Origin of the sequence: Marinobacterium jannaschii DSM 6295 (genome assembly GCF_000620085.1) — a bacterium.
GTDB lineage: Bacteria > Pseudomonadota > Gammaproteobacteria > Pseudomonadales > Balneatricaceae > Pontibacterium > Pontibacterium jannaschii.
This window is the reverse complement of the sequence record NZ_KK211064.1, coordinates 61,414-84,385: the sequence shown is the minus strand read 5'-3', so window position 1 is coordinate 84,385 and position 22,972 is coordinate 61,414. Positions and strand designations below refer to the sequence as shown.

Below are 22,972 nucleotides of genomic sequence, written 5' to 3'. Positions count from 1 at the left end.
AGCCAAAACTAAACGCTATGCATTCCGACCAGATCGCGTTTCATTCCGACCATAACCACCAGCACTGCATCGATACCGCGCTTCAGGAAGCGCGCACGCTGTGTCGTGCCCGTAAACAACGCCTGACGCCAATCCGCGAGCTGGTACTGAAGCTGATCTGGCAGAGCCACAAACCGCTGGGGGCTTATGAGATTCTGCCAACATTGGCCGAGGCAGGCTTTAATTCAGCCCCGCCCACCGTGTACCGGGCACTGGATTTCCTGCAGGAGCAGGGTCTGGTGCACCGTATCGCCAGCCTGAATGCCTTTATCGGCTGCCCCCATCCAGAGCACCAGCACCAGGGATCGTTCCTGATCTGCAGCCTCTGCAATACGGCACAGGAGATCGAGATCGACGAAGCCGCCGCCCAGATCAATGCCAAGGCCGAGGCGCTGGGCTTCAAGCCCCAACAACAGATGCTGGAAGTCCTGGGAATCTGTCCCAACTGCCAGAAAGGTGAAGAGCGATGAGTACACACCATGCGTTGGTGAAACTGCAGCATGTGGGCCTGAGGTATGGCGCACGCGAAGTGCTGAAGAACATCAACCTTGAGGTACACCGTGACTGTATCACCACTCTGATCGGTCCCAACGGTGCCGGTAAGACCTCGGTGGTTAGGATCGTGCTGGGCCTTAACAAAGCGTCCACCGGCAATGTATGGCGTGAAGCGGGACTGCGCATCGGCTATATGCCACAGAAGCTGCAGATCGACCAGACCTTTCCATTGACCGTGCAACGTTTCCTCCAGACCACCCAGTGCAAGGATAAGCAGCAGATGCAGCAGGCACTGGATGAGGTCGGCGCCGGCCACCTGCTGAGCCAGTCGATCCATAACCTGTCCGGCGGCGAAACCCAGCGCATCCTGCTGGCCCGGGCCCTGCTGCGCGATCCCAACCTGCTGGTGCTGGACGAGCCGGTGCAGGGGGTGGATATCAACGGCCAGATCGAACTATACGACCTGATCAGCCGGATCCGCCAGCAGCGCAAGTGCGGCGTGCTGATGATCAGCCACGACCTGCACCTGGTGATGTCTGCTACGGATCATGTGATCTGTATGAACCAGCATGTCTGCTGCTCCGGTCACCCGGCCCATGTCACCCAGGATCCGTCCTTTACCGAGTTGTTCGGGGTTAAGGGCGCCGAGGCACTAGCGGTCTACAGCCACCACCATAACCACCGCCACAGCGCCCACGGCGATGTGATTCCAGAGAGAAATAACTGCAACCATGGCTGATTTTCTGCTTCGCGCCCTGCTCGGCGGCCTGGGGGTCGCCGCGATTGCCGGCCCACTGGGGGCTTTTGTGGTCTGGCGCCGCATGGCCTACTTTGGCGACACCCTGGCCCATTCCGCCCTGCTGGGGGTCTCGCTGGGCTTCCTGCTCGATATCAATATGAACCTGGCGGTGGTCGCCTGCTGCGTGATCCTGGCGATCAGCCTGGTCACCCTGCAACGCCAGCGCCTGGTCGCCACCGATACCCTGCTGGGGATTATGGCCCACAGCGCCCTCTCCCTGGGCCTGGTGGCGATCTCCCTGCTGGAGGATGTGCGGGTCGACCTGCTGGCCTACCTGTTCGGCGACCTGCTGGCGATCAGCAGCACCGATCTTTACTGGGTTTTTGGCGGCGGCGTGCTGGTACTGGCGCTGCTCTGGTACCTGTGGGAACCGCTGCTGGCGATCACCATCAATGAGGAACTGGCCCAGGTCGAAGGGGTGCCGGTCACCCAGGTGCGGCTGGCGCTGATGCTGCTGATCGCGGTGGTGATCGCCATCGCCATGAAGATCGTCGGCATCCTGCTGATCTCCTCGCTGCTGATTATCCCGGCGGCGGCCGCCAGACGCCTGGCGGCATCGCCCGAGCAGATGGCGGTCGGTGCCGCCGTGCTGGGCTGTATCTCAGTCGGTGCCGGACTGGCACTCTCCTGGCACCTGGATACCCCCGCCGGCCCCTCCGTGGTGGTGGCCGCCCTGATCTGCTTCCTGCTGCTTTATAGCCTGCCGCTCAGCCGCAATCGATGAGCGGCATCAACTGGTTCGATAAGGCCCGCCACCGCCAGGTCTGGCAGCTGGCGTGGCCGATGATCCTCTCCAATATCACGGTACCGCTGCTGGGACTGGTGGACACCGCCGTAATCGGTCATCTGCCGGACGGCAGGCACCTGGCTGCGGTGGCGGTGGCGGCGATGATCTTCTCCATCCTCTACTGGGCCTTTGGTTTCCTGCGCATGGGCACCACCGGCCTGACGGCACAGGCCTATGGTGAGGAGGATGGACAGCGCAACCGCCTGCTGCTGGTCCAGTCGCTGATCCTGGGCGGCGCTATCGGATTGATGCTGTGGCTGCTGCACAGCCCGCTGATCGCCCTGGCACTGCAGCTGGTCGATGCCGCGCCGGAAGTGACCGCCGAGGCGGAGAAGTATGCTGCGATCCGGATCCTCGGCGCGCCGGCCGTGCTCTGCAACTATGCCCTGCTGGGCTGGTTCCTCGGCAACCAGAACAGCCGCATCCCGCTGGTACTGCTGCTGGCAACCAATATCAGCAATATGCTGCTGGATGTAGTGGCGGTCTACGGCCTGGGAATGCACGCCGACGGCGTAGCACTGGCGACGGTGATCTCCGAGTACCTGTCGCTGGGACTGGGGTTGTGGCTCTGCCGCCGGGTATTGCGCCGTACCGGCGGCCAGCTCGACAGGACGCGGCTATGGCGCTGGTCGGACTATACCGACCTGATTATGCTCAACCGTTACCTGTTCGTGCGTACCCTGTCGATCCTGTTTGCCATCGCCTTCTTTACTACCCAGGGCGCACGCCAGGGCACCGATATCCTGTCGGCCAACGCGGTGCTGCTGAATTTCCTGCTGCTGATCTCCAACGGCCTGGACGGCTTTGCCCACGCCACCGAGGCACTGGCAGGGCGCACCGTCGGCCAGCGTAACCTGCGTGCCTTCTACGATACCGCCGCTACCGCGCTGATCTGGTCGCTGATCACCGCGCTGGCTTTCACCCTGCTGTTCTTTATCGCCGGTGAGGGGATCATCTACCTGCTGACCGATATCGAGGCGGTGAGGCAGATCGCCATCAGCTACCTGCCCTGGATCTGGCTGCTGCCACTGATCGGAGTCTGGAGTTTCCTGCTCGACGGCATCTTCGTCGGCACTACTCAGGTCAAAGCGATGCAGAACACCATGCTGTTCTCGGTGTTTCTGGTCTATCTGCCGCTGTGGTGGCTGACCCAGCCACTGGGCAATCACGGCCTCTGGCTGGCCTTTATCAGCCTGTTTCTGGCCCGCGCCATCAGCGGCGGCTATGTTTACTACACACTCAGTAAACAACAGCGCTGGATCGCATGAACCGACTTTTCCTGCCGCTGCTGATTTCAGTACTGGCAGGAAGCGGGCCGGCCACCGCACTGCCACTGCAGCAGCTGACAATTCACGGCCCCCACGCCGACCAGCTTGCCCTCAGCCAGGCGGCTCAGGTTAACAACGCCCGGCAGATGGCTTTGGCGCCGGATGGCACCCTGTTTGTCGGTACCCGGCGCGCGGGTAAGGTCTGGGCGCTGCAGGATACTGACCGCGATGGCCAGTACGAACAGCGCTACCTGCTGGCGTCCGGACTGGGTATGCCCAGCGGGATCGCCTTTCATCAGGGAACGCTCTATATCGCCGATATCGGCCAAATTCTGCGCCTGCCTGACATTCTTAGCCAGCTGGCATCGCCCCCCGAACCTGAAACGCTGCCGGTGCGGCTGCCGGATGACAGTCACCATGGCTGGAAATACCTCAGGGTGGGGCCGGACGGCTGGCTCTATTTCAATATCGGCGCGCCCTGCAATATCTGCCTGTCGCAGAATCCGCTCTATGCCTCCATCGTGCGCCTGCCGCTCAGCGGTGGTGAGGCGGAAATTATCGCCCACGGCGTCAGGAACAGCGTCGGCTTTGACTGGGATCGCCACGGCTCGCTCTGGTTCAGCGACAATGGCCGCGACCACTGGGGCGATGACCGCCCGGATGATGAACTAAACCGGCTCGGCCAGCCGGGACAGCATTTTGGCTATCCCTTTCTTCATGCCGATAACCTGAAAGACCCGATCTTCGGCAAGCGCAGCGGCCGTCTGAGCCGCTACCAGCCTCCTAAGGCCCTGCTGGGTGCCCATGTGGCCCCGCTGGGCATCCACTTCTACCGCAACGGCAGTCTGGCGGGACTGGACCGCAACAGCCTGCTGGTTGCCGAGCACGGCTCCTGGAACCGCAGCCGCAAGGTCGGTTACCGGGTGGTGCAACTGCAGGTTAACGGCACGGAGGTGGTCAGTCAGACGGTACTGATCGATGGCTGGCTGCAGGGACAACGCCACTGGGGACGCCCGGTGGATATTATCGAAGACCTCGACGGTACTTTACTGATCTCAGACGACCATGCCGGGGTGATCTATCGGCTGTGCCGGTAAGCGGTAAGCGGTAAGCGGTAAGCGGTAAGCGGTAAGCGGTAAGCGGTAAGCGGTAAGCGGTAAGGAGTGTGGCGGCGGTGCCAGAGGAGATCAAACGGGGTGTTTGAAAAAAGACGCACAACGCGCGAAAAATTACGCGATGCGCGCCTTTCTCAAATCCTGAACACCCCCTACGGGGGCGAGCAGGTGATTCCATTAAAGCACATTGACTAAGGTCAAGTTTATAGTGTTTTTAGAATTTTTCAGACCAAAAATTCATCAGCTAGTAACAACATCGAATTAGGCAAATCGTAAAATCTGTTCTACCTGAGCCAATTTTCTGAGTACTGCTGCTTAGTGCTTCTTGGACGAGGGGTTGGGGAAAAACTTGATCGGCTGAGCCTGGACGGGTTCTGACTTAGGCGCCTTGTTGACGCGGGTTTCCAGCTCCCGGGGGTCCGGTTCGCCATCGAGGCGCATCGAGTCGGTGAAATCACAGCGCACACATTCACGGTGCTCGCGCTCCTCATCGCGATACATGCGCAGGGTATCCAGTTCGGCACAGCGTGGGCAGACAGCACCGGCGATGAAGCGTTTAATCACAGACATAAGTAACCACTCACTTGCAGTAAAAGAACGAACAGTAAGCCCATTATAAAGACTGGCAGATAATTCGCTATTATCCGCCAGTCGGAGAGGGGGCTGGCCCCTGTTCAGCACAGGGGCAAACAGCCGGTGTCAGGCAGCGATACCGCTGTGACGTAGCAGGGCATCAACCTTAGGCTCACGGCCGCGGAATGCTTTAAACAGCGCCATCGCGTCACGCGAACCGCCCATTTCCAGCACGTTATTCAGGAAAGAGCGGCCGGTTTCGGTATTGAAGATCCCTTCCTCCTCGAAACGGGAGAACGCATCCGCCGACAGCACCTCGGCCCATTTGTAGCTGTAATAGCCCGCCGCATAGCCACCGGCAAAGATATGGCTGAAGCTGTGCTGGAAGCGGTTGAACGCCGGCGGGGTCACGACCGCGACCTGGCTGCGGACCCGGTCCAGCAGCTGCTGGATATCGGTTTCACCTGGCTGGAATTCGCGGTGCAGCAGGAAGTCGAACAGGGAGAATTCCAGCTGCCGTACCATCATCATGCCGGACTGGAAGTTCTTCGCCGCCAGCATCTTATCGAGCAGTGCCTGGGGCAGCGGCTCTGCGGTCTGGTAATGGCCGGAGATCAGCGCCAGCGCTTCCGGCTCGAAGCACCAGTTTTCCATAAACTGTGATGGCAGCTCTACGGCATCCCAGGCCACGCCGTTAATACCGCTGACGTCGGCGCTGTCGATCCGGGTCAGCATATGGTGCAGGCCGTGACCGAACTCGTGGAACAGGGTGGTGACTTCGTTGTGCGTCAGCAGCGCCGGGTCATCGCCCACCGGCGGGTTAAAGTTACACACCAGGTAGGCCACCGGCAGCTGCAGGGCTCCGTCGTCGAGGCGACGGCGCACCCGGCATTCATCCATCCAGGCGCCACCGCGCTTCTTCTCGCGGGCAAACGGATCGAGGTAGAAGCGGGCGATCAGCTCGCCAGCGCGGCTGATCTGATACAGCTCGGCATCTTTATGCCAGCTGTCGAAATCGGCGACCTGCTCGATATCGATATTGAACAGCTTGTTGGCCACCGCAAACAGGCCGGACTTCACCTTGTTATAAGGGAAGTAAGGGCGCAGCTCCTCCTGGGAGATGGCGTAGCGGGCCTGTTTCAGCTTCTCGCCGTAGTAGGTCACATCCCAGGCCTGCAGGTCGTCCAGTCCCTGCCCGGCGGCAAAGTCGCGCAGCTCCTGATACTCCTTCTGAGCCTGCGGCAGGCTTTTCTCCGCCAGGTCAGTGAGGAAGCCCACCACCTGATCCGGCGTCTCCGCCATCTTGGTCGCCAGGCTGTACTCGGCATAGCTGTCGAAGCCCAGCAACTGCGCTTTCTCCAGCCGCAGGCTCAGCAGTTCCTGCATAATCCCGGAGTTATCCCACTTTCCGGCATCGGGTCCCTGGTCGGAGGCGCGGGTGGCAAAGGCTTCATAGACTTCACGGCGCAGCTCACGGTTATCGGCATGGGTCATCACGGCAAAGTAGGAGGGGAAATCCAGTGTCAGCAGCCAGCCCTGCTGGTCTTTCGCTTCCGCCAGCTGCTTCGCGGCGGCCAGCGCCATCGGCGGCAGTCCGGCCAGCTCAGATTCCGTTTCGATCAGTTTGGTCCAGCCGCCGGTGGCATCCAGCACATTGTTGGAAAACCGGGTACCCAGCTCAGACAGGCGCTGGGCGATGCCGGCGAAGCGCTTCTGCTGCGCTTCCGGCAGGGCGATACCGGAGAGACGGAAATCACGCAGGTGGTTATCGATCACCTTACGCTGAGCTTCGTTCAGGGCCTGATACTGCGGGCCGTTGGCCAGCTTTTCCACCGCCCTGAACAGGCCCTGGTTCTGGCCCAGCTCGGTCCAGTACTGGGACAGTTTGGGCAGGGCCGCATTGTAAGCGTCACGCAGCGCATCGGAATTGACCACCGAGTTCATATGGGAGACCGGCGACCAGGCCTGCGACAGGCGATCATTCATCGCCTCCAGCGGGGCAATCAGGTTATCCCAGTCCGGCTCTGTTACCTCAGCCACCAGTTTTTCAATCGCCGCACGGTTATCGGCCAGCAGCTGATCCACAGCCGCTTCGATCTGCTCGGGCCGGATCTGGCTGAAGGGCGGTAACAGATGGGTTTCCAGCAATGGATTGCTCATAGCATTTTTCTCTTATAAGTCCTTTGGGGTCTGCCGGGATGCAGCCGCGGTCCGGGGCGGTGCTACAGCGGACAGATCAGATCTTTCCAGTATAGATGGGGTGACAGTGCTGCCAATTCAATGTCAGGCCCAGGCCATGACCTGATCGAGACTGTGAATCGCGGCGGTAATGCGCAGCGCCTGATCGACCGCGGCCGGGCTTTCACCGCCGTTAAACAGCGCCATCAGATGACTGCGGAAGCAGGGCATGCCGTTGTTGATCGTGGAGATCGCGATACAGTAGTAGTGGTAGGCAGTCTCGTCCGCCACCCCGGTCTGCGCCAAAGGCCGTAGGGCAAGGGATTCCAGCGAGCCGCCAGCCGGGATATCCGCCACCATACGGGCCTGGAAGTAGGGATTGGTCATGCCCATGCGGCTCGCTGCCAGCAGCACGCTCTGCGCTTCAGCCTGGTTATTCAGCGCCGCTTTCAAGCGCATAATCAGCTCGCGATTACGGCAGGCCGAAGCGGCGGCCAGGGCGATGGCATAGCGGTAGCCCGGAGACAATTCGCTCTCCTTCTCCAGAACGTTTTCCAACGCCGCCCGAAGGTCGGCGCAGTGGGCGGGGCAGAGGATGGGTCATCGGATATTCCTTCGATCATTAAAAGCGGGATATGGCAGCCTTTGGTCTACAGGCAAGCGTTCGGGGAGATGTTAAGCTTGTCGCCCATCAACCCGGTGGAACAGTGTGACCACCGGAGCGTCCACAGGGTTCCCGACCGGAGAGTACCTCATGAAGCTAAGAAGTTATCAGGGCAACAGCCCACAACTGGGTGAACGGGTCTTTGTCGATCCCAGCGCGGTGGTGCTGGGCGATGTAGAGCTGGGCGATGACAGCTCGGTCTGGCCACTGACGGTCATTCGCGGCGATATGCACCGTATCCGCATCGGTGCCCGCAGCAGTATCCAGGATGGTTCGGTGTTGCATATCACTCATGCAGGTCCCTTTAATCCGGACGGTTTTCCGCTGATCATCGGTGATGATGTCACGGTCGGCCATCAGGCGATGCTGCATGGCTGCACTATTGGCAGCCGGATACTGGTGGGAATGGGTGCCATGGTGATGGACGGCGCCGTGGTGGAAGACGAAGTGATCATCGGCGCCGGTTCGCTGGTACCGCCGGGTAAGACGCTTGCAAGCGGTCACCTCTATGTCGGACGGCCCGCCAAGCAGGTCCGCCCGATCAGCGACAAGGAGCGGGAGTTCTTCCGCTATACCGCCGCCAACTACGTCAAACTGAAAGACCAGCACCTGCTGGAAGAGTATGCCCGACAGGATTGAAGCCTGTCCCGGGGCCAGTACCTGAACAGCCGCTTCGCAGTCTTCACGGCGGAGCCGGCTGACAGATTAGTCCTGCAGCCCGCCCCGCCTTGATCTGCATCAGCTGCTGTTAAAATAACCAAAAACACACCGTTAACGGTATTGATAATAATTCGCATTTTGTTTAGATTGTGCGCATTCATTTATTTTTCAGGGTGTGATGATAATGACTTTCCGCAAGACGCTGATCGCTGTGGCGCTGACCGCTGCGGCACTGACCGGTTGCAATTCCGCTGACACTAAGCCTGTCGCTGCCGTTGAAGTAACGCCGCAGGCGGTACTGGTAAACTACGCTGACATCGCTCACGCAACCTATGAAGACTCTCTGATCACTGCCAAAGCGATGCAGAAAGCGATCAATGCGCTGGTTAGCAATCCAACCGAAGCCACTCTTGCGGCTGCTCGCGAAGCCTGGGTCGCGGCACGTGTTCCTTACCAGCAGTCCGAAGCCTACCGCTTCGGTAACGCCATCGTTGATGACTGGGAAGGCAAGGTCAACGCCTGGCCACTGGATGAGGGCCTGATCGATTACGTTGCTACCGATTACGGTGTTGAGTCGGACGAAAACCCGTTCTACAGCGCCAATATCATCGCTAACCCACGCCTGAACATCGCCGGTCAGGAAGTTGATGCCAGCGTTATCACCAAGCAACTGCTGCAGGACCTGCACGAGATCGACGACGTTGAAGCTAACGTTGCGACCGGCTACCACGCCATCGAATTCCTGCTCTGGGGTCAGGACCTGAACGGTACCCGTCCGGGTGCCGGCAACCGCCCAGCGTCTGACTTCGATACCGCCAACTGCAGCAATGGCAGCTGCGCCCGTCGCGCCCAGTACCTGACGGTGGCGACCGAGCTGCTGATCGACGACCTGGAAGAGATGGTTGCTGCCTGGGCTGATAACGGCGCGGGCCGTCAGGAACTGTTTGCCAAGGGAGACAAAGGCGGCCTGGCAACGATGCTGACCGGCATGGGTTCGCTGGCCTACGGCGAACTGGCGGGTGAGCGCACCAAGCTGGGCCTGATGCTGCATGACCCGGAAGAGGAGCATGACTGCTTCGCCGACAATACCCACTGGTCCCACTTCTACGATGCCAAGGGTATCCAGAACGTCTACCTGGGCGAATATACCCGTGTTGACGGTTCTGTCGTGAAAGGTGCCAGCCTGTCCGCACTGGTTAAAGCGGCTTCTCCAGCCGTTGACAGCAAGCTGCGCGGCGAGCTGAACAGCACCCAGCAGGCGGCCCAGGCGATGGTTAATGCGGCACGCCAGGGCGCAACCTTCGACGTGCTGATTGGAGCCAATAACCCTCAGGGCAACCAGCTGGTGCAGACTTTCGTTGACTCCCTGACCACCGAAACCCGCAGCATCGAGCAGGCCATCACCCTGCTGAAGCTGGACGGAATCGAGCTGGAAGGTTCTGACAGTCTGGACAATCCGCAGGCGGTCGTGGCCGAGTAAGCCAGACAGCACGGAATACAGGCCGACTTTTTAGTCGGCCTTTTGCGTTTATTAAGAAGTAACCACATTATGCATCCTCGCTCCCTTTTCCCCGGATCACTGACGTCCCTGCTGGCCTCCCTGCTGATCATGGCGGCGCCGCCCTCTACGGCCGGCGATATCGACTTCAGTCAGCCGCAACCGGGCGAAGCCTTGCCGGGTGGCGCTGCCAGTCACAGTAAGGCGCACAACCGGCGTGCCTTCTCCCACCCCAATGGCAATATGCCGTTCGAACAGCGGCTGGATTTTCGTGTCGGCAATGGCGTTTTCAAGAAGATCTGGGTCAGTTCTCCCAGCTCCACCACTGCCAACGATGGCCTGGGGCCTCTGTACAACGCCCGCTCCTGTGCCCGCTGTCATATCGGCAACGGTCGCGGCCATCCGCCAAAGGACAGCGACGACAGCGCCGTTTCGATGTTCCTGCGCCTGAGCATCCCGCCGCAGAACGCACAGCAGAAGCAGCAGCTGGCCGCCGGACGGATCGGCGTTATCCCCGAACCCACCTACGGCACCCAGCTGCAGGATACTGCGGTACGTGGCCTGAAAGGCGAAGGCCGGATGCAGATCAGTTACCGTGAAATCAGCGTTGCACTGTCCGAAGGCGAAAGCGCCTCGCTGCGGGTGCCGCAGTACAGTGTCGGCGACCTCAATTACGGCCCGATGCACCCGCAGGTGATGCTCTCGCCCCGGGTCACGCCGGCCATGATCGGCCTCGGCCTGCTGGAGCAGATCCCGGCCCGCGCCATCGAAGCGGCGGCCGACCCGGAAGACGACGATGGTGATGGAATCTCCGGCCGCCCCAACCGGGTCTGGAACCCGCACAGCGGACAGCTCGAACTCGGGCGCTTTGGCTGGAAAGCCGGGATGCCGACCCTGAACCAGCAGAATGTCAGCGCCTTCAATGGCGATATCGGCATCTCCACCCCGGACATTCCCCGTGCCGCAGGGGATTGCACGGCACAGCAAAGTCGCTGTCTGCAGATGCCCGACGGCAATAGCGAACTGCACGATGGTGTCGAGGCAAGCCGGATCATGACCGACCTGTTGCTGCTCTACACCCGCAATATAGCTGTGCCCACCCGGCGCAAGGTTAAAGACCCGCAGGTACTGGCAGGCAAGCAGGCGTTTTACCAGGCCGGCTGCCAGCAATGCCACCAGCCAAGCTTTACCACGGCCGATAACCCGGACTTGCCGCAGCTCAGCCGGCAGAAAATCTGGCCCTACAGCGACCTGTTACTGCATGACATGGGTGAGGGACTGGCGGATAATCGTCCCGAGTTTGCGGCCAGCGGTCGCGAGTGGCGCACGCCACCACTGTGGGGTATCGGCCTGACCGAGACCGTCAGTGGTCACAGCTACTATCTGCATGACGGTCGCGCCCGCAACCTGCTGGAAGCCATGCTCTGGCACGGCGGCGAAGCTGAAGCGAGCAAACAGGCGGTTATCACGATGCCGAAGGCAGACCGCCAAAACCTGATACGTTTTCTGGAGTCCCTCTGATGGATAAGACCTCTCTGTTTTCCCGGGCCGGCCTGATCGCCCTGCTGCCGCTGCTGGTGATCAGCAAGCCAGGCCTCGCGGCTCCCTCGGAACAGCAATGGGCCGAACTGAACCGCGCTATCGCCGAGCAGCATATAGTGCCGCGCTATCAGGCCCTGGCCAGCGCCAGTGCCAGCCTGAAGACGGCCACCAGCCAGCTCTGCGCAGCCCCTTCAGAAGCGACACTGGCAGCGGCACAACAGGCCTTCCACTCCACGATGGATGCCTGGCAGGGAATCCAGCACGTACAGTTCGGCCCGATCACCACCCTGATGCGCAACTTCAGCATGCAGTTCTGGCCGGATAAGAAAAACCTCGGCGGCAAGCAGCTCAACAGCCTGCTCAATGCCAAGGATCACCAGACACTGGACGACGAGTATTTCCGCGCGGCCAGTATCGGCGTCAAGGGCCTGCCTGCGCTGGAGCGCCTGCTGTTCGGCAAGGCGCAGGCCAAAGTCATGGCCGAACCCTTTGCCTGCCAGCTGAGCGCATCGATTGCCGGCTATGTCGCCGGCATGGGGCAGGAAACCGCGCAGGAGTGGCAGCAGTACGGCCAGGAGTTTGTCGCCATCGACGGCAACGGCTACTACGAAGACAACACCGAAGCCGCCACCGACCTGATGAAGTCGCTGGTCGAACCGGTGGAAGTGGTACGCGATAACAAGCTGCTGCGGCCGCTGAATAAATCCGCCAGCTCACCCAAGCCGCGCCGCGCCGAGTCCTGGCGCAGCGAGCGCAGCCTGCGCAATATCCGCATCAATATCGAAACCCTCGACGCGCTCTACCGCGATACCGGTAAGGTGTCTGTGGCCAGCCTGCTGCAGGCGGAAGATCCGACCCGGGCGAAACAGATCGATAGTGATTTTGCAGCGGTCAAACAGCAGCTGGCCGACTTGCGGGACCCGATCGCTACTCAATTACGCAATCCGCAGGGCTACGCCGCACTGAAACAGCTCAGCGATCAGCTCAAGCAGCTGCATGGCAACCTGGAAGCGGCAATGCAGCCGCTGAATATCCAGCTGGGGTTTAACAGCCGTGACGGGGATTAATCGCCGCCGCTTCAGCCAGGTGCTGGCCGGGGGCCTCTTCGCCACCAGCTTGCCACTCCAGGCTGGCACGGCAGAGCGGCCCGGGATGCTGTTTGCCTCCGCCTGCAAAAGCCGGGATGGACGGCACTTGCTGCTGTTGGTGGATGAGGAGGGCAACGAGGTATTGCAGCACCCGCTGCCAGGCCGTGCCCACCATGTCGCCTGCCATCCGCAGCAACCGCTGCTGGCCGCCGTCGCCCGGCGTCCGGAGCGCTTTATCGACCTGGTCGACTTCCGCGATAAACACTTGCTGCAGCGGATCGACGCGGGCGAGGGACGCCATTTCTACGGCCATGCGATCTTCTCCGGCGATGGCCGCTACCTGATCAGCAGCGAGAACCGCCTCAGCGACGGCAGTGGCCGCATCACCCTGCGCGACAGCCAGCAAGGCTATGCCATTGTCGCCGACCATCCCAGCTACGGGATCGGTCCCCATGAGATTGCGCTGCTGGCCGGCGGCAGCCAGCTGGCAATCGCCAACGGCGGTATCCTGACCCACCCGGACAAGGGTCGCGACAAGCTCAACCTGGACAGCATGCAGCCTTCGCTGGCGATTATCGACCTGCACAGCGGCGAGCTGCTGGAGCAGCAGTTTATGCCGCCGTCGCTGCACCAGCTCAGTATCCGCCACCTGGACGTTAATGCCCGTAATGAGGTGATTATCGCCCTGCAATACCAGGGCGATGCCTGGGACGATGTGCCGCTGGTGGCACTGCATCGTCCCGGCCAGCCGCTGCAACTGCTGCGCGCCCCGGCCGGGGTGAACCGCCAGATGAAGCAGTATTGCGGCAGCGCACGCTTCGATCGCAGTGGCCGCTATGCCGCAGTTTCCTCCCCCCGGGGTGACCTGATCACCTTCTGGGACAGCCGGGATGGCCGCTATATCAGCCAGTCCCGCGTCCGCGACGGCTGTGCCCTCAGCGCCACCGGCCGGGCCGGTGAGTTCCTGGTCACCAGTGGCCGGGGCAAGGCCTACCACTACGACCTGCTGCGCGGCGATAAGCAGTTACAGCCGTTGCAACTGCAGCAACCGGTCAGCTGGGACAACCATATGACCCTGGTCTGAGCCGCCAGCGGCTCTGCTTCTCCCGCCATCGCCGGGGGCATCTGCTGCGTCAAGGTCTACACTTGGTGCTAGACCAAAAGGCTGGCCAGGCGACAATCAGGATTCCCGGCCTGGCAGCCCCGGCAGGAGGAGCCGGCGATGAATTCAGACTGGCATGCCCGCAGCAGCGAGCAGTGCTTCACCCAGCTCGATGCCAGCCCGCAGGGACTCGACAGCCAGCAGGCCCGGTCCCGGCTGCAGCAATACGGCGCCAACCAACTGGCCGCCGCACCACCACGTCCGCCCTGGAAGCGCTTTCTGTCGCAACTTAACAATGTCCTGATCTATGTCCTGCTGGCCGCCGCCGCTGTCACGCTGATGCTGGGCCACTACCTGGACAGCGGCGTGATCCTGGGAGTGGTGCTGCTCAACGCCCTGATCGGCTTTATCCAGGAGGGTAAGGCGGAGGACGCGCTGCAGGCGATCCGGCGAATGCTCTCGCCCCAGGCGACGGTACTGCGCGATCACCAGCGCAGCCGGATTGCCGCCACCGAACTGGTGCCGGGCGATGTCGTGCTGCTGCAGTCCGGCGACCGGGTACCGGCCGACCTGCGGCTGTTTCAGCTCAGGGGACTGCAGGCGCAGGAAGCGGTACTGACCGGCGAATCTCTGGCGGTCGAGAAGTCCACCGCGCCACTGCCGGAACATATTAACCTGGCCGATCGCAGCTGCATGGCCTATTCCGGCACCCTGATCACCTGCGGCCAGGGCAGGGGGCTGGTGGTGGCCACCGGCGAGCAGACCGAGATCGGCCGCATCAGCGTCCTGGTTGCCGCCGTCGAGAAGATCAGCACGCCCTTGCTGCGACAGATCGATCGCCTGGCCAACCGCCTCACCGCCACTATCCTCAGCCTGGCCGTAGCCACCTTCGCCTTCGGTATCCTGTTGCGCGACTACCCCAGCAGCGATATGTTCCTGGCCGCCGTCGGACTGGCCGTGGCAGCGATTCCGGAGGGGCTACCGGCGATTATCACCATCACCCTGGCAATCGGGGTACGGCGGATGGCGCAGCGCAACGCCATTATCCGCCGCCTGCCAGCAGTGGAAACCCTCGGAGCCGTCAGTGTGATCTGCAGCGACAAGACCGGCACCCTGACCTGCAACGAGATGACGGTTCGCACTATTGCCACCCCGGATGGTGACTTTGAGCTGAGCGGCAGCGGCTATGATTCCCACGGCGCGATCAGCCGCGACGGGCAGGAACTGGGAGCCGAGGAAGCCCCCCTACTGGCAGCGCTGCTGCAGGCAGGCGTGCTCTGCAACGATGCCTCGCTGCAAACCACTGAGACCGGCCCCCGGGTCAATGGCGATCCGATGGAGGCGGCGCTGCTGGTCGCGGCCGTCAAGGGCGGCCTGGCACCACAGGCTGAGAGTCATCACTACCCACGCCGCGACCTGATCCCCTTCGAGTCTCAGCACCGCTTTATGGCCAGTCTGCACCACAGCCACCAGCAGAGCGCCTTTATCTGCCTCAAAGGGGCGCCGGAAAAGGTGCTGGAGCTGTGTCGCTATCAACAGGGCCCGAAGGGGAGGGAGCCTCTGGCACGGCAACACTGGCAACTTAAGGTGGAAGCGATGGCGGCCCGGGGCCAGCGGGTACTGGCCATCGCCCGCAAGGAGGTGGGGCACTGCCAGCAGGAGCTGGCGTTTGATCACCTGGATGGCATGACCCTGTTGGGCCTGTTCGGGCTGATCGATCCGCCCCGTCCCGAGGCGGTGGAGGCGATCAGACGCTGCCACAGCGCCGGTATCCGGGTGATGATGATCACCGGAGACCATGCCACCACCGCCCAGGCGATCGCCCGTCAGGTTGGCCTGAAGCACTGCGACCAGGTACTGACGGGGCAGGCGCTGGAGAGCCTGGACGATCAGCAGCTGGCAGCAAAGGTCACCGAGGCGGATATCTACGCCCGGGTTAGCCCGGGGGATAAGCTGCGGCTGGTGCGGAGCCTGCAGTCCAGGCGACGTATCGTGGCGATGACCGGCGATGGGGTCAATGATGCCCCGGCACTGAAGCAGGCCGATGTCGGCACGGCGATGGGGCTAAAAGGCACCGAGGCGGCCAAGGAAGCGGCAGAGATGGTACTGGCGGACGACAACTTCGCCTCTATCACGGCGGCGATGGAGGAGGGCAGGACCGTCTATGACAATATCCGCAAGGCGATCCTGTTTATCCTGCCCACCAATGGCGGCGAGGCGCTGTGCATCCTGACCGCAATCCTGCTGGGTTACAGCCAGATCCCGCTGACGCCGGTACAGATCCTCTGGGTCAATATGATCACCGCCGTCACCCTGGCACTGGCGCTGGCGTTCGAACCCGGCGAGCGCGATATTATGCAACGCCCGCCGCGACCGGCGCGGGAGTCGCTGCTGCCGCCGCTGTTCCTGTGGCGCATCGGCTTTGTCGCGCTGGTGATGACCATCGGCACCTTTGGCCTCTTCAGCTGGCAGCTATCCCAGGGTAGCAGCGTGGCCGAAGCCCGTACGGTGGCGGTCAACAGCCTGGTGATGTTCGAGATCTTCTACCTGTTTAACGCCCGCTATATCCTCGCCCCGGTACTGAACCGCGAGGGGATGCTGGGCAACCGCTACCTGCTGCTGGCGGTGTGCCTGTTGCTGCTCGCCCAGCTGGCCTTCACCTACCTGGCACCACTGCAGACCCTGTTCGGCACCGCGCCGATCAGCCTGACCCAGTGGGCCATCCTGACGCTGGTGGCCTCTTCGGTGCTGTTCCTGGTGGAGATCGAGAAGCACTTTAGCCGGCGGCGATAGTCGAGAAAAGCTGAAAGCCAAGGGCGTCAAGCCATGCGCTGAATAAAAAGGGGAACGTTAAACGTTCCCCTTTTTATTCAGCTGTTTTGCTCAGCCCCGTGCTCAGCCCCGTGCTCAGGCCTTGGCCTTAGCCAGTTCGCGCAGCCGCAGCACTACCTTGTGGTTGACGCTGCGCTGGGTGTAGTTGCCATCCTCCTTGCGATGCCCGGCCTTGCGATCCATCAGGATCTCCAGACATTCATCGACTGTTGCCACGGCATGGATATGAAATTCACCGGCCTCGACAGCGGCCACGACTTCCGACTTCAGCATCAGGTTACGGACATTGGCTTTAGGGATCACTGCGCCCTGCTTGCCGGTCAGGCCCCGGGTCTGGCAAAGGTGGAAGAAGCCCTCGATCTTCTCGTTCACCCCGCCGATCGCCTGCACCTCGCCGTACTGGTTGATCGAACCGGTAATCGCATAGCGCTGCAGGATCGGGATATGGGTCAGGGCCGAGATCAGGGTGCAGATCTCCGCCAGCGAGGCGCTGTCGCCATCGACATAACCGTAGGACTGCTCCAGCGCGATCGAGGCCGACAGGGTGAGCGGAAAGTCCTGGGCATACTGGTGGCCGAGGTAACCGGACAGGATCAGTACCCCCTTGGAGTGGATCGGCTGGCCCAGCGCGACTTCTCGCTCGATATCGACGATGCCGCGGTTACCCGGATGCACCGTGGCGGTAATGCGGGCCGGGGTACCGAAGGCGACATCGCCCACCTGCAGCACCGTCAGGCCATTGGATTTCCCCACCGCCTGGCCTTCGGTATCGATCAGCACCGTTTCGTTGAGGATACTTTCCTGAATCTTCTCCGACATGCGCGAGGTGCGACGTTCCTTGGCCCCCAGCGCCAACTCTACATGCCCGGCATCGATATAGTCGCCATCGGCACGAATACGGCGGAAGTCCGCTTCACAGAGCAGGTCCACCAGTTCGCCGATATGGGCCGACAGCAGATCCTGGTCTTCCGCCAGGCGCGAGCTGTGCTCCACCAGCCGCGCCACCGCGGCGCGGGTCAGCGGCGCCAGTCCCTCTTCGTCAGCCAGGGTCTTCATCAGCCGGGCATAATTGCGGATCGATGCCGGCGTTCGCTGCACATCTTCATCAAAATCCACCACCACGCGGAACATCTTCTCGAAGTCGTGATCCAGCTCCTGCAGCAGGTAGTAGGTCTGGCGGCTGCCGATCAGGATCACCTTCACCTTCAGCGGTACCGGTTCCGGGTCCAGCGTAATGGTACTGATACCGAATTCGCTGGCCGGACTCTCGATGCGGATCTGATGAGACTTCAGGGCACGCTTCAGGGCGGAGTAGACAAACGGCTGTTCCAGCAGTTTTTCCGACTCCAGCACCAGGTAACCACCGTTGGCCTGATGCAGGGCACCGGGGCGGATCAGGCGGTGGTTGGTGACCAGTGCCCCCATCTCCGAGGTGTATTCCACCCGGCCGAAGAGATTTTCGTAGCTTGGATGGGCTTCATAGATCACCGGTGAGCCTTTGGTCTTGCGGTTATCCACCAGCAGGTTAACGCTGTATTCGGTCTCCACCATCGAGCGGCGCTGGCTCTCGAAACTGCTTTCGAGGGTCTTCTCTTCCCCCACCAGGTCCACAGCCGATTTCACCAGCGAGGTTTCCATCTTCGTCAGATAGTCCGGGACGCCATTGATGTTGGCGTATTTATCCCGTAGTGGCAGGAACAACGGCGTCACGGCCGTGCGGGCGGTATCACGGTCGAGCTGCTTCAGCTTCTCGGCGGCCTCGCGACGCCACTGGGGCATCTCGGTAAGGGAGTCATTCAGCACTTCCTCCAGATAGGCGATGGCCTGGTTGAAGGCGTCCCGCACGTCTTCGGGCAGCTGGGAGAACACCGCCTCGTCGATCGCCTGGCCTTCGGACACCGGGGTAAAGCCGATACTGCCGGAATCGCGGTAGAGGGCGATACTGTGTTCACGGGCCTGACGCTCAACATCTTCAATGGCTTTATCGTAGAGGCGGGTGAAATTACGTTCGAGCTTCAGCTTCTGACGCTGGTAGGCAGGGTTTTCAAATGCCGCAGGCAGCTCGACTAATATACTTTCCAGCAAGTGCTTGATATCACGCCGCAGCTGGCCGGCTTTACCGGCAGGCAGTCTGACAGAGATAGGGTGACGGCTGTCATCCAGATTATTGAGGTAAACCCAGTCATGGGGCTTGCGCTGCTTTTTCGCCACGCTTTTCAGACTGTCCATGGCAAAGGAGAAGCGTCCGGTATGAGGATTGCCCATCACAAACAGGTTGTAACCGGGTCGGTGCATCCCCACACCAAATTCCATCGCCTCAATGGCCCTTTCCTGACCAAAGAAACCGCTGAAATTTTCAAGATTTTCGGTTGTTTTGAATGGCAACAGCTCGGTATCGCAGACACGATACAGCTGTGAAGGGGCGAGTCGGGTGTCCTTTTCCATCGGGCTACTCCCACAGATGTCCGGGGCATCCCACCGCTCGCCGCGGTGGGCGTGAAGGCCGCCTCTGACGGGATGCTTTTCAGAGACGGTCTATAAAGTTATACGCCCTGATTCTCAGCCACGCAAGTTAAGCCCCGAGAAAACAAATCCGATTTTGCTGTTTAAAAATCAACCAGTTATCTGGTTGCGAATGGACGCGATCACAGCTCCGGTAGCAGGTTTGACGCCACGCCAGATACGGAAAGATTCCGCCGCCTGCTCCACCAGCATACCCAGTCCGTCGATCGCCTTTTCGGCACCCTGAGCAACCGCCCAGCGGTTAAAGGCAGTGGGCTCAGCCGCGTACATCATATCGTAGCACCAGGCATTTTCCGCCAGCAGGTCATCCGGCAAGGGCGGTACTTCGCCCTGCAGGCTGGCGGCGGTACCGTTGATCACCAGATCGAACTGCTGACCGGGCAGGGCATCGTAGCCACAACCACTGATTTCACCCTCGGCGGCAAACAGCTCGGCCAGCTCCACGGCTTTGGAGGCGGTACGGTTAGCAATCACCAGCAGCGCCGGCTGCTGCGCCAGCAGTGGCTGCAATACGCCACGCACCGCGCCACCGGCACCCAGGACCAGCACCCGTTTACCGGCGATCTCACCGCCGTTGTTGGCAACGATATCCTGCACCATGCCCACGCCATCGGTGTTATCACCACAGAGCCGGCCCTCGCCGTCGCGGTAGAGGGTGTTAACCGCTCCCGCCAGTTCGGCGCGGGGTGATCGGACCTCCGCCATCGCCCAGGCCTGCTGCTTGAACGGAATGGTGATATTCAGGCCCTTGCCGCTATCCTGCAGGAAATCAGCAACATAGGTGTCAAACCGGTCTTCGGGTACACAGATCGCCTCGTAGCTCAGCTGTTCGCCGGTATCCGCCGCAAACGCCTGATGGATCGAGGGCGACTTGCTGTGTTTGATCGGGTTGCCAAATACGGCATAACGATCGCTCATGCTCAGACCTCCAGCCAGTTGCGCGGCTTCAGGTAGCGCTCATAGAGCACCGCCTCTTCACTACCGGCCTCCGGCTTCCAGTCGTAGCCCCAGCGTACTTCCGGCGGCAGCGACATCAGGATCGACTCGGTCCGGCCGCCGGACTGCAGGCCGAACAGGGTGCCGCGATCGTACACCAGGTTAAACTCGACATAGCGACCGCGACGGTGCAGCTGGAAATCGCGCTGGCGCTCGCCATATTCCATATCCTTGCGCTTCTGCACGATCGGCAGGTAGGCGGCGATATAGGCATCACCGATCGAGCGCATCAGGGCGAAACTGTCTTCGAAGCCCAGCTCATTCAGGTCATCAAAGAACAGGCCGCCGACACCGCGCGGCTCGTCGCGATGCTTGAGGTGGAAGTATTCATCGCACCAGTTCTTGAAACGGGGATAGACCTCCTCGCCAAACGGGTCACAGGCGGCCTTGGCGACCTGGTGCCAGTGACGGCAGTCCTCATCGTTCCCGTAGTAAGGCGTCAGGTCGAAACCGCCACCAAACCACCAGACCGGTTCTTCACCCTCTTTTTCGGCGATAAAGAAACGCACATTGGCGTGCGACGTCGGCACATATGGGTTATGCGGATGGATCACCAAAGAGACGCCCATCGCCTGGAATGAACGACCGGCCAGCTCAGGACGGTGCGCCGTCGCCGATCCCGGCAACTTGTCGCCAAAGACGTGGGAGAAGTTAACCCCGCCTTTCTCGATCACAGCGCCATTGCTGATCACGCGGGTACGGCCACCGCCACCCGCTTCGCGCTGCCACTCATCCTGCTCGAATCCGGCCTTGCCATCCGCCTGTGCCAGCGCCTCACAGATATTGTCCTGCAGCGCCAACAGATAGGTTTTCACAGCTGCGATATCAGGTGCAGACATGACCGGTTTCCTCCTAGGATCAGTAAGTTAAGTACGCAGTACGCGATCGTTTTTCAGATCGCGAATCTGGGTCGGTTGAGCCAGATCGCCAAGTTTACCCGGAACCACCGCATCAAGACGACCATTGAAGTAACTATCGACCTGAGATTGGCTCCTGGCCGGCTCCTCACCCGCCGGGTTCGCCGAAGTCGACACCAGCGGTCCGCCGAAGGCGAGGCAGAGCTCCTGGACCTTGGTGTGAGCGCTCACTCTTACCGCAACACCGCTATGCTGGCCTTTGATCCAGTCGGGAATCTGTTTCTGCGGATCGGGCAGCACCCAGGTGACGGGGCCTGGCCAGTCGGCGGTGACCCGTTTGCGGTCATCGTCGGATAGTGCCGCCAGCAAGAACTCGACCTGCTGCAGCTCGGCGGCGATCAGGATGACGCCCTTTTCAACCGGGCGGGACTTCAGGGCCAGCAGGCGCTCGACAGCCTGATGGTTAAAGGGATCACAACCCAGGCCCCAGACAGCCTCGGTGGGATAGGCGATGACGCCACCTTCACGCATTGCCTGAACAGCCTGCCGGACCGGGCCGCTTTGATTATCGGTGTTCATTGATTTTCAGCCTTTCTACGCAGCTTCTTTTATCGGGTTGTGCGTCGTGGCCAGCGGCGGCTAGAATCCAGCCTGATTTTAGCTGTAATCTTCAGCCAGCTACCCTCAGGCAGCTCAGCCCGCTAAGCGCGGCTGCCTTCGACCCACTTTTTCCAAATTTTATCAGCAATTAACTGCGTTTTCGCCACAGTAAGCATAGGGTTATAAACCGACAGAGGCTTACTTCAGGCGCAGGTAGCCACTGCCCGCCGCTTCGATACAGCCCTTGAGCTCTAACACCACCAGCTGCCTGCTTAGCTCCGGCACTTGCAGCCCGGTCACCTGCAGCAGCTGCTCCAGCGAGATCAACTCATAGCCCATCGCATCCAGCACTGCGCGCTCGCCAGCGGCCAGTTCCGGCAGCGGATCTGCAACGGCGACCGGCGGCGCTGGCGCTGGCAGGTAACTGCCCAGCAAGGCACCGAGCTGATCGACAATATCCTGTACTGACTGCACCAGCACCGCGCCTTCGCGAATCAGTGTATGACAACCGTGACTCATGGGATTATTCAGGGCGCCGGGTATCGCGAACACCTCCCGTCCCTGCTCCAGGGCCAGACGGGCGGTGATCAGCGAACCGCTGCGGGGGGCAGCCTCAACCACCAGCACGCCGGCACTGAGACCACTGATAATCCGGTTTCGGCGCGGAAAGTGCTGGGCCAGCGGGGGTGTCCCGGGTAGCAACTCCGACAGCCAACAGCCTCCGGTTTCCAGAATCTGTTGCGCCAGCAGGCGGTTACGCGCCGGATAGAGCTTGTCGGGGCCGGTGCCGAATACCGCGACGGTAGGCAATTGCTGATCGGCGGCGGCCTTATGGGCGGCAGAGTCAATACCGTAGGCCATACCCGAGGTGATAACCAGGCCGCTGGCGGCCAGCACGCGGGAGAAGCTCTGCGCATGATCGCAGCCGGTACGGCTGGCGTTGCGACTGCCGACCACCGCTACCTGGGGCCGGTGTAATACAGATGGATCGCCACGCAGCAACAAGATCGGCGGCGGGTCGGCGATGGCCTTGAGCAGGGTAGGGTAGCCATCACCGCCAAGGGTCAGCAGATGGGCATCCGGGTAGCGGTCGAGCCATTGCCGTACCTGCCCGATCGCCTGGTGCAGCGGTCCCTGGCCGTTCTGATAGGCCTGCAGGGCCTGGCGTGCGCGGGGCTTCAGCCCCAGCCAGTGCCATTGTTCATCGTTTGCCGCCAGCAACCGGGAAGGCGTCCAGTCAGCCTGCAGCAGACGCTGGCAGGTGATGGCACCGATTCCCGGGACTGCTGCAACGGCGACCCAGTCCATGGGATTGTCCGTCATATCTGTTCCCTGAAAATGTTCTGCGGCAGGGCA

The 22,972-nt window shown here is 61.3% G+C and carries 19 protein-coding genes; 11 read left to right on the top strand and 8 right to left on the bottom strand.

The window, feature by feature from the left end:
- The first annotated feature begins 17 nt into the window (after window positions 1–17).
- The 5 genes from Q354_RS0116340 to Q354_RS0116320 are packed head-to-tail and all read left to right on the top strand — an operon-like array spanning window position 18 to window position 4,485.
- Window positions 18–509 carry a Fur family transcriptional regulator gene (locus Q354_RS0116340; RefSeq protein ID WP_027858539.1) on the top strand — a complete coding sequence of 164 codons (492 nt, stop codon included), beginning with the start codon at window positions 18–20 and terminating at the stop codon, window positions 507–509.
- On the top strand, window positions 506–1,273 hold the full coding sequence (znuC, locus tag Q354_RS0116335) for a zinc ABC transporter ATP-binding protein ZnuC (RefSeq protein WP_027858538.1): 768 nt from the start codon (window positions 506–508) through the stop codon (window positions 1,271–1,273). The genes Q354_RS0116340 and znuC overlap by 4 nt, the downstream gene beginning before the upstream one ends.
- Window positions 1,266–2,057, top strand: coding sequence for a zinc ABC transporter permease subunit ZnuB (gene znuB, locus Q354_RS0116330; RefSeq protein WP_027858537.1), 792 nt, complete (start codon window positions 1,266–1,268; stop codon window positions 2,055–2,057). Before znuC ends, znuB begins: the two co-directional genes overlap by 8 nt.
- Window positions 2,054–3,388, top strand: a complete 1,335-nt coding sequence (locus tag Q354_RS0116325) for an MATE family efflux transporter (RefSeq protein WP_036230290.1) — start codon at window positions 2,054–2,056, stop codon at window positions 3,386–3,388. The genes znuB and Q354_RS0116325 overlap by 4 nt, the downstream gene beginning before the upstream one ends.
- Window positions 3,385–4,485, top strand: a complete 1,101-nt coding sequence (locus tag Q354_RS0116320) for a PQQ-dependent sugar dehydrogenase (RefSeq protein ID WP_027858535.1) — start codon at window positions 3,385–3,387, stop codon at window positions 4,483–4,485. Before Q354_RS0116325 ends, Q354_RS0116320 begins: the two co-directional genes overlap by 4 nt.
- Before the next feature lie 333 nt (window positions 4,486–4,818).
- Here the strand turns inward: Q354_RS0116320 and Q354_RS0116315 are convergent, their stop codons facing one another.
- The 3 genes from Q354_RS0116315 to Q354_RS26150 all read right to left on the bottom strand — a co-directional run bounded on the left by Q354_RS0116315 (window position 4,819) and on the right by Q354_RS26150 (window position 7,782).
- Window positions 4,819–5,073 (bottom strand): YheV family putative zinc ribbon protein, encoded by a 255-nt coding sequence (locus Q354_RS0116315; RefSeq protein WP_027858534.1) that lies wholly within the window; start codon window positions 5,071–5,073, stop codon window positions 4,819–4,821.
- Window positions 5,074–5,202: 129 nt separating this feature from the next.
- Window positions 5,203–7,236, bottom strand: coding sequence for an oligopeptidase A (prlC, locus tag Q354_RS0116310; RefSeq protein WP_027858533.1), 2,034 nt, complete (start codon window positions 7,234–7,236; stop codon window positions 5,203–5,205).
- Window positions 7,237–7,359: 123 nt separating this feature from the next.
- Window positions 7,360–7,782: a hypothetical protein gene (locus Q354_RS26150; protein ID WP_027858532.1), complete on the bottom strand. Its 423-nt coding sequence runs from the start codon at window positions 7,780–7,782 to the stop codon at window positions 7,360–7,362.
- A gap of 226 nt (window positions 7,783–8,008) precedes the next feature.
- Here Q354_RS26150 and Q354_RS0116300 point away from each other — a divergent pair, with 226 nt between their 5' ends.
- The 6 genes from Q354_RS0116300 to Q354_RS0116275 all read left to right on the top strand — a co-directional run bounded on the left by Q354_RS0116300 (window position 8,009) and on the right by Q354_RS0116275 (window position 16,601).
- Window positions 8,009–8,557, top strand: a complete 549-nt coding sequence (locus tag Q354_RS0116300) for a gamma carbonic anhydrase family protein (protein ID WP_027858531.1) — start codon at window positions 8,009–8,011, stop codon at window positions 8,555–8,557.
- 205 nt (window positions 8,558–8,762) lie between these two features.
- Window positions 8,763–10,058, top strand: coding sequence for an imelysin family protein (locus Q354_RS0116295; RefSeq protein ID WP_027858530.1), 1,296 nt, complete (start codon window positions 8,763–8,765; stop codon window positions 10,056–10,058).
- Window positions 10,059–10,127: 69 nt separating this feature from the next.
- Window positions 10,128–11,597 (top strand): di-heme oxidoreductase family protein, encoded by a 1,470-nt coding sequence (locus Q354_RS0116290; protein ID WP_051560206.1) that lies wholly within the window; start codon window positions 10,128–10,130, stop codon window positions 11,595–11,597.
- Complete coding sequence (locus Q354_RS0116285) at window positions 11,597–12,685, top strand: imelysin family protein (RefSeq protein ID WP_036230288.1); 1,089 nt, start codon at window positions 11,597–11,599, stop codon at window positions 12,683–12,685. Before Q354_RS0116290 ends, Q354_RS0116285 begins: the two co-directional genes overlap by 1 nt.
- Window positions 12,672–13,790 carry a DUF1513 domain-containing protein gene (locus tag Q354_RS26145; protein WP_036230287.1) on the top strand — a complete coding sequence of 373 codons (1,119 nt, stop codon included), beginning with the start codon at window positions 12,672–12,674 and terminating at the stop codon, window positions 13,788–13,790. The genes Q354_RS0116285 and Q354_RS26145 overlap by 14 nt, the downstream gene beginning before the upstream one ends.
- Before the next feature lie 138 nt (window positions 13,791–13,928).
- Window positions 13,929–16,601 (top strand): cation-transporting P-type ATPase, encoded by a 2,673-nt coding sequence (locus tag Q354_RS0116275; protein WP_027858527.1) that lies wholly within the window; start codon window positions 13,929–13,931, stop codon window positions 16,599–16,601.
- Between the two features lie 114 nt (window positions 16,602–16,715).
- Here Q354_RS0116275 and Q354_RS0116270 read toward each other — a convergent pair whose 3' ends face one another.
- The 5 genes from Q354_RS0116270 to dprA form a co-directional block, all read right to left on the bottom strand.
- Entirely contained in the window at window positions 16,716–19,085 is a 2,370-nt protein-coding gene (locus Q354_RS0116270) for a Lon protease family protein (RefSeq protein ID WP_027858526.1), read from the bottom strand.
- Window positions 19,086–19,253: 168 nt separating this feature from the next.
- On the bottom strand, window positions 19,254–20,081 hold the full coding sequence (aroE, locus tag Q354_RS0116265) for a shikimate dehydrogenase (protein ID WP_027858525.1): 828 nt from the start codon (window positions 20,079–20,081) through the stop codon (window positions 19,254–19,256).
- A gap of 2 nt (window positions 20,082–20,083) precedes the next feature.
- Window positions 20,084–20,998 carry an oxygen-dependent coproporphyrinogen oxidase gene (gene hemF / locus Q354_RS0116260; RefSeq protein WP_027858524.1) on the bottom strand — a complete coding sequence of 305 codons (915 nt, stop codon included), beginning with the start codon at window positions 20,996–20,998 and terminating at the stop codon, window positions 20,084–20,086.
- A gap of 27 nt (window positions 20,999–21,025) precedes the next feature.
- A complete protein-coding gene (locus Q354_RS0116255; protein WP_027858523.1) occupies window positions 21,026–21,595 on the bottom strand; it encodes an L-threonylcarbamoyladenylate synthase in 570 nt (189 codons plus the stop codon).
- A gap of 219 nt (window positions 21,596–21,814) precedes the next feature.
- Complete coding sequence (dprA, locus tag Q354_RS0116250) at window positions 21,815–22,939, bottom strand: DNA-processing protein DprA (RefSeq protein ID WP_027858522.1); 1,125 nt, start codon at window positions 22,937–22,939, stop codon at window positions 21,815–21,817.
- Window positions 22,940–22,972: the final 33 nt, after the last annotated feature.